We start from the raw sequence: 13,244 nt of genomic DNA, 5'->3' as shown, positions 1-13,244 counted from the left end.
GGGATTATTGTGAAAAAAACATTAAAACAATTAGCTGCATGGTTAAATGAGGATGTGTCAGTTTTTGGTGACACAGTTGTATCAGGTATATCCATTGATACAAGAACAATTCAACAGGGCGATTTATTTGTACCATTCCGTGGAGAGCATTCAAATGGGCATCAGTTTGTGAATCAAGCATTTGAGAAAGGTGCTGGAGCTTCTCTATGGCAAAAAGACGAGCCAAATCCACCAGAAGGGGTCCCTTTATTATTTGTGGATGACCCAGAGTTAGCTTTGCAGGAAATGGCACGTGCGTATCGTAACGAACATAAAGCAACATTTATAGGCATAACAGGGTCAAATGGTAAAACATCAACAAAGGATATTTTAGCAGGGACACTTGCTCCATTTTTTAAAGTACAAAAGACTATTGGGAACTTTAATAATCAATTAGGTTTACCAATTACAGTTTTACAGCTCGATGAAGATACTGATGTAGCTGTCCTTGAAATGGGTATGAGTGGTTTTGGGGAAATTGAATTTTTATCTAAGCTTGCTCGTCCTCATATGACAGTTATAACAAATATCGGTGAAGCCCATATGCAAGATTTAGGATCACGAGCAGGTATTGCGAAAGCGAAGTTTGAAATTATTCAAGGAATGCAGCCAGATGGCCTTTTATTCTATGATGGAGACGAACCACTGTTACAGGAGTTAGTAGCTAAGGAGTCACACTTACAGTCAGTGCCATTTGGATTAGACCCAAGTAATCTTTTATATGCTGAGAATATTCATGCCAATGCAGATGGAAGTAACTTCACAACGCACGGTATAATTGAGGGTGATTTCTTTATTTCAGTTCTTGGCAAGCATCAAGTGAAAAATACACTAGTGGCGATGCTAATTTCTCATAAGCTTGGTTTAAGCAATGAACAAATTCGTACATCCTTAGAGCATGTAGTGTTAACAGACATGAGAATGCAACAAGTACAGGGATCGAATGGTGCTCTCTTTATAAACGATGCCTATAATGCAGCTCCAACCTCGGTGAAAGCCGCTATTCAATTTATGGCTACTTCAACTATTCGTCCTGAAAAATGGCTTGTATTAGGAGACATGTTAGAGCTAGGGCCAAATGAACAAAGTTTTCATGAAGAACTAGCGGAGCATATAAATGAGCAGGAAATAGATTATATCTGTTTATTTGGTCCTCGTATGGCACATCTTTATAAAGTATTAAAAGAGCGCTTTGATGCACAACGGTTACTGTATGTAGAAGATGATTATTCGGCTATTATTGAAAAGCTAAAGCAAGCAAATGAATCCTCTATCGTTTTACTGAAAGGCTCACGTGGTATGAAATTGGAGACAGTTTTAAAAGCATTTGCATTATAGTATTAATGAATCGGTGGGATCAAACCCACCGATTTATTCATATAGTTTATCTTTGTTAAACGAGGTGAGGATGTTGTCAGTAGGTGTACTAAGTATACATGGTTTTTCAGGTGGTCCTTATGAGGTGGAGCCATTCACAGCATACTTACGGGCACATACAGATTGGTTAGTTGAAGAGCCTACATTATCAGGCCATGGAGAAGAATTACATATGAGTGGGTTTACTGCAAGGCATTGGTTAATGGATGCTGAACTCGCCTTCCGGTCATTAGCAAAAAAAGTTGATGAGGTCATAATTGTTGGTTTTTCGATGGGAGGGATTATCGCGTTATATTTGGCCAAGCGCTATAGAGTAAAAAAGCTCGTATTGCTGAGTGCCGCTGCTAAATATGTAAGCCCTAAACAATTGGTAAAGGATTTCAAAATGTTAGCTTCTGAAGCCTATCATCATAATTTAACGAATAATGAACTTTTTTTACGCTATCAACATAAGTTTAACAATGTACCATTAGCGTCAACAATAGAATTTATGAAATTGGTTAAAATGGTGGAACCTTATTATCAGCATATTCAAATTCCAGTTTATATCGTGCAAGGGAAAATGGATGGAATAGTACCCTACCAGACGGCACAATTTCTCTTTGATGAATTATCCTCTAAAGAAAAAAACTTGTATTTTTCTGATAAAGGTAAGCATCATATATGTTTTGAAGAAGATTGTTCTGAATGGTTTCCTCAAGTTTTAATGTTTTTAAAGGGTGAGTAAAGTAGTCAGATTATTACGACTCATGCGTTATCGTTGCATACGATTTAAAGCCATGTTAGACTAGTGTAAGCAATGGATACATTTTGTGCGAAGACTCTTCATATTTGGTTGAAGAGTACTTTTTTTTGAAACATAACGGTTTTATTCTAAAGTGAATAATTACGACAGAATCGAACCGCTCGGTAAAGACCGGGCTTTCCTTTTCATATAAGAGAGCTCTATATGAACTATCATGTAGAGAAAATTTTTAAGTAACGGAAACGTTCCACTACACAGGCTCGAATTTGCCGACAACTTCATCTGAAAATGTAACCATTTGTCAACTTAAAAGGAAAAAAAGGAGATTGAGAAGTTTGACAAATTTTTCAGAATTAAATATTAGCGAATCTACATTACGCTCAGTAAAGCGTATGGGATTTGAAGAAGCAACACCAATCCAAGAAGGTACTATTCGTTTTGCGATTGAAGGCCGTGACGTATTAGGTCAAGCACAAACTGGTACTGGTAAAACTGCCGCTTTCGGGATTCCACTAATTGAAAAAATCGATCCAAAAAACCCTAATATTCAAGCGTTAGTCATCGCACCAACTCGTGAGTTAGCTATTCAAGTTTCTGAAGAGCTATATAAAATTGGTTATGACAAACGCGTAAAATTATTATCAGTTTACGGAGGTCAAGAAATTGGCCGTCAAATTCGTGCACTGAAAAATAGACCTCAAATCATTGTTGGTACGCCAGGACGTATTATTGATCATATTAATCGTCGTACGTTAAAATTAGAAGATGTTCAAACATTAGTATTAGATGAAGCAGATGAAATGTTAAACATGGGCTTTATCGATGATATTAATTCGATCTTAGAAAACGTGCCTGCTGAGCGTCAAACATTATTGTTCTCAGCAACAATGCCACCAGCAATCCGTAAAATTGCAGAAACATTTATGCGCGATCCAGAAATTGTGAAAATTAAAGCGAAAGAATTGACTGTAGACAATATTGATCAATATTTTGTTAAGTCAGCTGAACGTGAAAAGTTCGATATTTTATCTCGTCTTTTAAATGTTCACCAGCCAGAGCTTGCGATTATTTTTGGTCGTACAAAACGTCGTGTAGATGAGCTTGCACAGGCCCTATCAATTCGTGGATATTTAGCTGAAGGTATTCATGGTGATTTAAGTCAAGCGAAGCGTATCTCTGTATTACGTCAATTTAAAGAAAATAAAATTGATATTCTTGTTGCGACAGATGTAGCAGCTCGTGGACTTGATATTTCTGGTGTAACACATGTTTACAACTTTGATATCCCTCAAGATCCAGAATCTTATGTTCACCGAATCGGACGTACTGGCCGTGCGGGTAAATCAGGTCTTGCTGTAACATTTGTTACTCCACGTGAAATGGGTTACTTACGTATTGTAGAAGAAACAACGAAAAAACGTATGACACCACTTCGTCCACCAACATCTGATGAAGCATTAGAAGGTCAACAACGTTTAGCTGTAGAAACACTTGAAGGTCTTATTGCTAATAATAATTTAGGTGATTACCGCACATTTGCAGCGGAATTACTTGAAAATCATGAAGCAATTGATGTTGTGGCAGCTGCTCTTCGCTCGTTAACGAAAGAGCCAGATGATACACCGGTAACAATCACAGAAGAACGTCCATTACCAATGCGACGTGAACGTTCTAGCAATAATCGTGGTGGTGGTGACCGTGGCCGCAGTAACCGTAGCTATGGCGGACGTCGTGACAATGCTCGCAGTGGAGATCGCCGCAACAGCCGTCGCGAAGGTGGTCGCCGTGAAGGCGGACGTCGTGAAGGTGGACAAGGTCGTTCTCGTTCTCCACGCCGTCACGAAGACTAATCTTAATCAAATATACGTAATCTTTATGTTAAACCTTACAGTCTTATTGGCTGTAAGGTTTTTTTCGGCTATAGTTGAAACAAAAAGGTAACTAAATCCGTATACCTAATGAAGAAAGCGAGGGGAACGACTATGAGATCACAACCGATTCATCAAATATCCAGAAAAGGGCTAACTGTGTGGCGTTTATATGGAGTCATACAAACATTGGTGCTATTCATTATAGCGGGGCTAGTAAGCTACGGTACTTATTATTTTGATTGGCCATCATTTATTTATTTCGTTGCTGGTGCAGTAGTAATACTAAGCGCCATATTATCCATATTTTTATTCCCAAAAATAAGATGGGAACGATGGCGTTATGAGGTCCGAGAACATGAAATTGAAGTACAACATGGTTTATTTGTAGTGAAACGGACTTTAATCCCAATGGTTCGGGTTCAACATGTTGATACGACACAAGGGCCGATTTTAAAAAAATACGACTTAGGTAATATTTCTATCTCAACAGCAGCAACTGTACATACGATTCCAGCACTTGTAATGGGTGAAGCAGATTTACTTCGTGCTCGTATCTCTGATTTAGCAAGGGTGGCTGAAGATGATGTCTAAGGAGATTAATCGTTTACATCCAATATCTGCTGTGATTACGAGCGTCAAAGCATTAAAAAGTATGATATTACCAATTGTGATTATTATCGTAAGTAACGGCTTTAATTTTTCTTTAAACTTCCGTAGTGACCATTTTTTTGATACGATTTTACTTTTCGGAGTGTGGGGAGTCGCGGCCCTTCTTGCGCTCATTGGGGGAATTATAAAATGGCGGACATTTGTTTACTGGTTTGAAGACGGGGAGTTACGTGTAACATATGGGTTATTTGTTAAAAAGAAGCGTTATATTCCATTTGAACGCATTCAAAGCTTAAATTACAACGAGGGTATTTTTCATCGTCTTTTTGGTTTAGTGAAAGTTCAAGTAGAAACGGCTGGTAGTAAGGGAGGTAAACCTGAGGTCGAGCTAACAGCCATTCGCAAAGCCGCAGCAGATGTTATTGAATTAGAAATGCGTCGCGCTAAAAATGAAACAGTTCTACAACGGGATGATCAAGAGCAAGTACAGATCATGGAGGAAGCTAGATCAACTCCAACGATTTACCATATGTCCATGCGTGATTTACTCGTATTAGCAACAACATCTGGTGGAATTGGCGTGGTACTGTCAGGTCTTGCAGCTGTTGCCTCACAGTTTTCCGATATTATACCGTATGAAACAGTTTTTCATGAGTTAGCTGACTTTGTGAAAGTCGGTGCATTTTTAATAGCGTTAACGGTAATGTTGGTTTTAATTGTAGCTTGGGTTGTATCGGTGGTCATAACATTGATTAACTATTATGATTACACGGTTCGTATTGAAGATAATAAACTGATTATCACAAAAGGTCTTTTAGAGAAAAAGCGTATAACGCTGCCATTGAATCGAATTCAAGCCATTCGTATTGTTGAAAATCCATTACGTCAATTAACAGGATTTGCTACGGTGGTTGTAGAAAGTGCTGGAGGTAACGGTGAAGATGGAAATGATAAAAAAATTACGTTGTTTCCACTTATTAAGAAGCATGATTGTTTGCAAACATTAGATCAGCTTTTCCCAGATATGGATTGGAATCCAACATTTATTCGATCACCAAAAAATGCGAGACCATTCTTTTATCGTATTGATTTTATTTGGTTAGTCCCTGTTATAGGTGCATGTAGTTATTTCTTTTATCCATATGGACTATTGTCGTTGCTATTAATCCCATTAACGATACTACTTGGTATATGGCAACATAAAACAGCGGGTTTCCAAATTAATGGAAAACAACTAGCTATGCAGTATCGAGTATTTAGTCGAATTACATTGATCATGGAGAAAAAACGAATACAGTCTATTGAAAGTACACAATCGTTCTTTCAAAAACGAAAGAATGTTATGTCTATTAAAGCAACAGTAATGTCAGGGGCAACAGGTACAAAAGGAAGTGTATCAAGCCTTGAGCAACAAGATGCGGAAAAGATCTTAACGTGGTATGAACATTAATTAACAAAAAGCCAATTCTTACAATTTTATGGTAGGATTGGCTTTTTTAGATACAAAAAACTATTTCTGCGTTTATAATAAAATAAATAAAACAAAAGGGGTGGGACTTTGTTTAAATATGTTATTAATGAAAGTGCTTATCTGAAGCTATTGGATTTAAGTGATGTAGATGAATTATTTGCCTTAACTGACCGTTCAAGGGATACATTACGTGAATGGTTACCTTTTGTAGATGATGTCAAAACAGTAACAGATACCGAGCGATTTGTAAAAAGGGCTATGCAACAATATGCTGATCACAATGGTATACAGGCGGGGATATACTATGATGGAAAGCTAGCGGGTGTGATAGGGTATCATCAAATCAACTGGCAGCATAAATGGACAAGCATTGGCTACTGGTTAGGGAATGAATTTGTGGGTAAGGGACTTGTAACGAATTCCATGAAAGCATTGATTGATTATGCTTTTTACTATTTAAAGTTAAATCGTATTGAGGTACGTGTAGCTGTAGGAAATATTCGTAGTCGTACAATTCCAAAGGTGCTAGGCTTCCATGAGGAAGGGCGCCTAAGGGATGCGGAATGGCTTTATGATCATCATGTGGATCAAGTAGTTTATGGTATAACAGCAGCGGAATGGAAAAAAATAAAGATGGCAAATGAAGCTACAGTAGTTTTGTAGCTGAAGTTATGTAACAAAAAAGGAGCTGCCTGTTATGAGCTGCTCCTTTTTAGATGTTATGGTCTACCCGCCATTTTCTGTTTACGCCAGCTTAAGATTCTTTTCGGATGTAAATAGACAAGTCCTAGAATGAACCCTGTTACTAAACCGCCTAAATGTGCATAGACATTCACATTTGGTTGAAGAAAAGTCATAATGACACTGATGACGATGATTGGTAAAATGAGCTTACGAAGCATTGGCATTGTACGACGCGTATAGTAAACCAATGCCCCAAAAGCACCAAAAATACCAAAAATAGCCCCACTTGCACCAAGACTCGTATAACTACTATCATAGAATACATAGGTTGCCATGTTGCCTACAATGCCTGAAACTAAATAAATTGTAATGAAGCGTGCTTTGCCTGCGATTTTTTCTAGCTCTGGTCCAAAGAGATATAATGAAAACATATTAAAAAACGTATGCATAAATCCTGCATGTAAAAACATTGCAGAAAATACACGCCACCATTCACCACTTTGAATCAGGAAATTTGCTTGGATTCCGAAATTCCACAAAAGTGTTCCTATGCCGGGTAAAAGAGACAATACATAGAGAATTAGATTAATTGCTATTAACGTTGAAACAATAGGGTAATACTTTGTGTATTGCTTAAAATTTTCTGTTCTACTAAACATGGCTCCACCTCAACTTACATTTATTATACATGCCTTGTTGGAAATTGGTAAAGGAGAAGGTCATATGATTAAGGGAATTGGTCTCGACATTGTAGAAATAGACCGTATTGCAAAAGCGATGAAACGTACAAATAAATTTAAAGACCGTATTCTAACCGATAAGGAAAAAAGTTTATTTGAAGCCTATTCAGAAACTCGTAAAATAGAATTTTTGGCAGGACGATTTGCTGCTAAAGAAGCATTTTCGAAAGCGATGGGAACTGGCCTTGGGGAACAATGTAAGCTCCATGATATGGAGATATTAAAGGGGGAGGCAGGGAATCCGATTTTATATTTTAAAGGGGAGCTTGTCAATGGATTTGTTAGTATTACACATTCCAAGCAATATGCAGCCGCTCAAGTAATCTTATTAGAATAATGTTTAACTTGTCTAAAAGGTTGGCTTAGAAATTTAAATATATTGCTCTTTCTTCAAATGACATAACTGACAAATACGGTTCATATATTGTCGTAGTGGATTTGAAAGAAGAAAGGGTGAAAGCGTGGGCAACCGTATAGTTAAATGGCTCGTCTTACTTTGTACGATATTACTTCTGTCGGCATGTGGTGCAGCCTCACAGGAAAAAGTGTTGAAGAAAGTGAATGGTAAATGGGCAGAGACTAATGGCTATGAGTTAAATGCAACGATGGAGATTAAATCTGGAGGAGAGCCAAGAAATTATGATGTTACAGTATGGCATACAAAACCAGATTTCTATCGAGTAGAGGTAATGGAAAGTGGGAAAGATGTTTCACAAATGATTGTGCGTAATGCTGATGGCGTTTTTGTTGTAACACCGACATTAAACAAAATGTATAAGTTCCAAAGCGATTGGCCGAAGAAAAATAGTCAAGCCTATTTAATTGGAGCTCTAGCAGAAGATTTAGCGGAAGATAAAAATCTTGTCATGAAAGAGGAAGAAAAAGCATATATATTTGAAGCGGCTACTAGAAACAGCTATAAGAATAGTATGCCTCATCAAGTGATTACAGTAGATAAGAAAACGCTATTGCCAACTTCTGTTGTCATTATGAATGATGTAAAAGAAGAACAAATTCGCATTAACTTTAAGAAAATTAAGCTAGGTGTACAACATGCTGCAAAAGAGTATGCAGTTGAGCAATTTACAGATAAAGATAACACGAAAGGTGAACAAGCTACACCTACTGACAAAGAGGGGCAAGAAGAACAAGACGACAAAGAAGCTGTTGGTGCAGAGGTTGAATATCAAGAATTCCAAACACATTATCCTGTCTTAAGTTGGGCACAGTTGGCTAATGAGAAAGTTGTGCAGGAAGGTGGAATGGAAAGAGTTATCTTAACATTCGATGGTGAAAAGGCATTTACAGTTATGCAACAACCAGTTACGAAGGAAAGCGCAATGTTGCCAGTTGCATCACCTGGTGATCCTGTTGACCTAGGCTTTACAATTGGTGCTATTACAGATACATCGATTAGTTGGGAAAAAGATGGTGTTGAATTCTTTGTAGCTTCAAGCAAATTAACACGAGAAGAAATGATTGAAGTTGCTACATCCATGACGATAAGTAGTATGAAGTAGTAACTTTCTAGCTACAGCTTTCAAAAATGAAGGCTGTAGCTTATTGCCAATATGAAAGTAGTTTTCACCGTTTAGAAATTGTTAAGTCACATTGTTTAAAGTGAAAATAATAAAATAATTTCTCTTACTATTGGACAAGCTAAAAATGAAATGTATGTAATACATAATGTTTTAATTAAAAATAAAGAGGGTATTCTTATGAAGACACAGCAATATTTTCGACCAACCAAAGCAATGATAAATTTGAAAGCAATCCAACAAAACGTTAAAAATTTAAAAGAGTTTTTACAACCTAATGTTCAAATAATTGCTGTAGTAAAGGCAAATGCATACGGTCACGGAGATGTAGCTGTTGCAAGGGCAGCTCTTGAGGCTGGTGCCACAATTCTTGCGGTTGCTACGCCCGATGAGGCATTACATATTCGAGCACATTTTGAAGAACCAGACATACTAGTATTAGGAGCATCTCCAGTTTCATTTGCGCCATATGCTGCACAGCAGCGTATAATTCTTACAGTCTTTGCAGAAGATTGGATTCAGCAAGCTGCTCCTCTGTTAGCAAACGAATCACTTCCTTTACGACTACATATAAAAGTAGATAGCGGGATGGGGAGAATAGGCATTCGCTCAGAGCAAGAATTATTAGCCCTATATCAAACAATACAGTCTATAGATAACGTGGAAATTGATGGAATTTTTACACATTTTGCAACAGCAGATGAAGAAGAAACAACTTACTTTAATCAGCAAGTACAGTTATTTGAGAGATGTTTATCCGAAATGCCTTTTAAGCCTAGACTTGTTCATGCAGCCAATACAGCAGCCTCCTTTATAAAGGATTCACACTTACAATATGACGCTGTTAGATATGGAATTTCTATGTATGGATTAGCACCTTCATCTTACGTGGAAAGCAATTTACCATTTCCATTACATCCTGCATTTGCGCTTGAAAGTGAACTTGTTCATGTGAAGCAAATCAAATCAGGTGATTCGGTTGGATATGGAGCTACATATGTTGCTCCAACAGATATGTGGATAGGAACGATTCCGATTGGCTACGCGGATGGTGTTATTCGCAAGTTGGGCGGACAAGAGGTATTAATTGATGGCCAAAGAATGCCGATTATCGGACGAATTTGTATGGACCAATGTATGGTTGCACTACCAAAAGCATATGCTATAGGTGAGAAGGTAACACTCATTGGCCAACAAGGGCAGAGTGTAATTTCTGTTGATGAATGGGCAACTAAACTTGATACAATTAATTATGAAGTACCATGCATTATAACTGCAAGAGTTCCTAGAATATACTTTTAATTAATCTTCATAAGAAATAGTCTCTTATAGATAGTAATCATTCTCTTGAATAGTTTCAATGTAGTGTAAAGAGTAACGTTCCGACATAAAAAGTTGAATTTAGCAAGCAAACAAACTGGAGAACTTTGTTTCATTTCAAACTTTAAGTGACTCATATTTGGAAACGTATTGCAATGATAATTATTCAGCATATACCTTCGACAACCAACATATTTTTACAATTTGTACTTCAAATTGTCAGATATTTTGTCATTTCATGTCTTTTCAACAATATCTTTCAATGATAGAATGGGAAGTAATGAAAAGTGTATGGTTCCGTTGGAGGTGCTTGCTGTGTACGAGAAAAAGTTAAGAGAAGCTACAATTGCTGTTCAAGACAGACTATTTCTACAAACAAAGGAAGTAATTGAAGGTGAATCTTTTGTGCGTATTTTGGCGCGCAAAAATTTAATGCAGGAGCAACCAAATCAAATACGGGAAGCTATGATAAAAGGATATGTTGAAATGTCTCATATTAATTTAATGATTGCGAGTGAATGCTTGCATGCAGAATATGAAGCACAGCATATGGTGGAGCGTCTCGTTAGCGGGGGATGACACTTTGAATGTAAAACGTGGTGACGTTTTTTTTGCAGACTTATCACCGGTAATAGGTTCTGAGCAAGGAGGCACTAGACCGGTGCTGATTATTCAAAATGATATTGGCAATCGATTTAGTCCGACTGTCATCATCGCAGCTATCACTGCACAGATTCAAAAGGCAAAGTTACCGACACACGTTGAAATCAATGCTGAAAAGTATGGTTTTGAACGTGATTCGGTTATTTTGCTAGAACAAGTGCGGACAATTGATAAGTCAAGATTGACGGATCGTATTACGCAACTTGATCATGCTGTGATGGAAAAAGTAGATGGGGCGTTGATGATTAGTTTAGGTCTGGTTAAATTTTGATATACATATGTGTATAGAAGCATCGAGATAATTAAATCTCGATGCTTTTTTTGTTCGACATCCTCAGTACCTTTTTACCATAATTTCAACTTACTAATTTACTTAAATTTGCTTTTATCTCTCTACAGACATGAAAGTTAATTGTGCCTGATGATTCATTTTCAGAACAATAGAACTGCTAAGGTTAAAAAATACTCCAGCTAAAGGTACGAATATTGTAGTAGGACTTTTCAATCAAGCTCGAAAAAATCCGGAAGTAATAGCGCTAAGGTGTAATTGATAAATAATACAAAAAGTTTTAAGATATATTCAAGATTTGTAATAAAAATAGATTTTTGAAAAAATTCTTAAAAGGTATATGAAATTTTACATAGAATATTCCATTCTATAGAGGTTATTAAATTTATATGAAGTCAGGTCGAACTAAAGTGTAAGAGTATTACTCCGTAAGGAAATGGAGGGACAGCAGTGACATGTAAGTCTTCGGTTGAAATTATTACAGAATGGGATATTGTTGCAGCAAGACAACTGGGGCGCAAGGAAGCAAAAGCACTTGGATTTGGCACTGTTGATCAGGCTCGCATCACCACAGCAGTAAGTGAATTAGCAAGAAATATATATTTATATGCGAGTATTGGTAGAATTGAGATTGAAAGAATTGAGACGGAAACTGAAAAGAAAATAGTGGTTATTGCAACTGATCAAGGACCAGGTATTGAAGATGTTCGAAAAGTAATGGGAGAAGGCTATTCTACTTCTGGAGGGCTAGGCGCTGGTTTACCGGGCGTTAAGCGATTGATGGACAGCTTAGATATTCAATCTGTAGTTGGGGTAGGTACAACAATAAGGGCGGAAAAATGGTTGCGTTAGGACGTGAAGAAATTGAAACAATTAGAAGCACAGTATAGAAAAATATTATCAGATTTTATTGTTAATCAAACTGAAAGAAATTTATATATCGCTCAAAATTTCACACGTCAGTTAATTCAAAAAAATATATCTCCAGAGGATGTTGTTAGTATTCACAAAAATGCTGTTGAACAAATATTCCCTAATCAAATGAATGAAACACAACCAGCCTATGATTTTCTTATTGAAGTAATGGTGCATTATGGCATGGCCCATAGAGAGCACCAAAGCTTACTGCAAAAACAAGCAGAATATGAGATGGAAATGAAAATAGCAACAAACATTCAAAATACTCAATTGAAAACACATGTACCACAGCTACAAAGTTTTGATATAGGAATGATTTCGGTTCCGATACGTAAAATGAATGGAGACTATGTCCATTTTTTTCATGACGGTGACGAATATTTAAGTGTAGCTGTAACAGATGTTGTTGGAAAGGGAGTGCCGGCGGCTTTATGTATGTCGATGGTGAAGTATGGTCTTGAAACATTGGTATATGCATATAAAGATCCCTCCTATGTTTTAGAAGTTATTAATAGGGTAATAGAAAAAGGTGTAGATGATAGTATGTTTGTTTCCATGTTTTATGGGTGCTTAGATGTACAACAAAATATCTTTGCCTACGCCTCAGCAGGTCACGAGCCAGCGTTGCATTACAGTGCTAAGGAAGATCAATTTATTTCCTTAGATGCTAAAGGTTTATTACTTGGTGTATTGCCAGAAACAACATATTCGTTTCATGAAATCGTTTTAGAAGAAAATGATTTAGTAATTATGATGACGGATGGAGTAACAGAATTTAGAGCACAGGAAAGCTTAAATTCACGAGAGGTTATTACTGCTTTAATTAAGGAGAATAAGCATTTAACAGCTCAGCAATTGTGCCAAATTCTTTATAAGGAAATAGAGAAAGTGCAGAATTTTAAACTAACTGATGATTTTACTGTAGTTATTTTAAAAAAATAGGTTTACGTTTTAATTGAACAGGGAAGAGAAAATAGTCT

14 protein-coding genes are annotated in these 13,244 nt (G+C 36.9%); 13 read left to right on the top strand and 1 reads right to left on the bottom strand.

Going from position 1 to position 13,244, the window contains the following annotated elements; all coding sequences use genetic code 11:
- Positions 1–9 precede the first annotated feature (9 nt).
- The 6 genes from MKY49_RS20375 (at position 10) to MKY49_RS20350 (ending at position 6,775) form a co-directional block, all read left to right on the top strand.
- Entirely contained in the window at positions 10–1,377 is a 1,368-nt protein-coding gene (locus MKY49_RS20375; RefSeq protein ID WP_312506963.1) for a UDP-N-acetylmuramoyl-tripeptide--D-alanyl-D-alanine ligase, read from the top strand.
- Positions 1,378–1,450: 73 nt separating this feature from the next.
- On the top strand, positions 1,451–2,143 hold the full coding sequence (locus MKY49_RS20370; protein WP_274797387.1) for an alpha/beta hydrolase: 693 nt from the start codon (positions 1,451–1,453) through the stop codon (positions 2,141–2,143).
- 353 nt (positions 2,144–2,496) lie between these two features.
- On the top strand, positions 2,497–4,011 hold the full coding sequence (locus MKY49_RS20365) for a DEAD/DEAH box helicase (protein ID WP_274794686.1): 1,515 nt from the start codon (positions 2,497–2,499) through the stop codon (positions 4,009–4,011).
- A 132-nt stretch (positions 4,012–4,143) separates the two neighbouring features.
- The gene (locus MKY49_RS20360) at positions 4,144–4,623 is read left to right on the top strand and encodes a PH domain-containing protein (RefSeq protein ID WP_274794685.1); all 480 of its coding nucleotides are present in this window, start codon (positions 4,144–4,146) and stop codon (positions 4,621–4,623) included.
- The gene (locus tag MKY49_RS20355) at positions 4,616–6,091 is read left to right on the top strand and encodes a PH domain-containing protein (protein WP_322610599.1); all 1,476 of its coding nucleotides are present in this window, start codon (positions 4,616–4,618) and stop codon (positions 6,089–6,091) included. Before MKY49_RS20360 ends, MKY49_RS20355 begins: the two co-directional genes overlap by 8 nt.
- 108 nt (positions 6,092–6,199) lie before the next feature.
- Positions 6,200–6,775, top strand: coding sequence for a GNAT family N-acetyltransferase (locus tag MKY49_RS20350; RefSeq protein ID WP_274794684.1), 576 nt, complete (start codon positions 6,200–6,202; stop codon positions 6,773–6,775).
- Positions 6,776–6,831: 56 nt separating this feature from the next.
- Here the strand turns inward: MKY49_RS20350 and MKY49_RS20345 are convergent, their stop codons facing one another.
- Positions 6,832–7,455, bottom strand: a complete 624-nt coding sequence (locus MKY49_RS20345) for a rhomboid family intramembrane serine protease (RefSeq protein WP_274794683.1) — start codon at positions 7,453–7,455, stop codon at positions 6,832–6,834.
- A 64-nt stretch (positions 7,456–7,519) separates the two neighbouring features.
- Between MKY49_RS20345 and acpS the strand changes: the two genes are divergently transcribed.
- From acpS to MKY49_RS20310, 7 genes are all read left to right on the top strand, one after another.
- A complete protein-coding gene (acpS, locus tag MKY49_RS20340) occupies positions 7,520–7,873 on the top strand; it encodes a holo-ACP synthase (protein WP_312506961.1) in 354 nt (117 codons plus the stop codon).
- A gap of 124 nt (positions 7,874–7,997) precedes the next feature.
- Positions 7,998–9,056: a LolA family protein gene (locus MKY49_RS20335; protein WP_274794680.1), complete on the top strand. Its 1,059-nt coding sequence runs from the start codon at positions 7,998–8,000 to the stop codon at positions 9,054–9,056.
- Between the two features lie 198 nt (positions 9,057–9,254).
- A complete protein-coding gene (alr, locus tag MKY49_RS20330) occupies positions 9,255–10,376 on the top strand; it encodes an alanine racemase (RefSeq protein WP_312506960.1) in 1,122 nt (373 codons plus the stop codon).
- 333 nt (positions 10,377–10,709) lie between these two features.
- The gene (locus MKY49_RS20325; RefSeq protein ID WP_004232053.1) at positions 10,710–10,973 is read left to right on the top strand and encodes a hypothetical protein; all 264 of its coding nucleotides are present in this window, start codon (positions 10,710–10,712) and stop codon (positions 10,971–10,973) included.
- A 4-nt stretch (positions 10,974–10,977) separates the two neighbouring features.
- Complete coding sequence (locus MKY49_RS20320) at positions 10,978–11,328, top strand: type II toxin-antitoxin system PemK/MazF family toxin (protein WP_004232054.1); 351 nt, start codon at positions 10,978–10,980, stop codon at positions 11,326–11,328.
- A gap of 468 nt (positions 11,329–11,796) precedes the next feature.
- Complete coding sequence (locus MKY49_RS20315; protein ID WP_274794678.1) at positions 11,797–12,198, top strand: anti-sigma regulatory factor; 402 nt, start codon at positions 11,797–11,799, stop codon at positions 12,196–12,198.
- A gap of 57 nt (positions 12,199–12,255) precedes the next feature.
- Positions 12,256–13,206, top strand: coding sequence for a PP2C family protein-serine/threonine phosphatase (locus MKY49_RS20310; RefSeq protein ID WP_274797385.1), 951 nt, complete (start codon positions 12,256–12,258; stop codon positions 13,204–13,206).
- Positions 13,207–13,244 lie beyond the last annotated feature (38 nt).

Origin of the sequence: Lysinibacillus sp. FSL M8-0134 (genome assembly GCF_038069745.1) — a bacterium.
Taxonomy (GTDB): Bacteria; Bacillota; Bacilli; order Bacillales_A; family Planococcaceae; genus Lysinibacillus; species Lysinibacillus irui.
The sequence above is the reverse complement of the archived record's forward strand: the minus strand, read 5'-3'. Positions and strand labels throughout refer to the sequence as shown.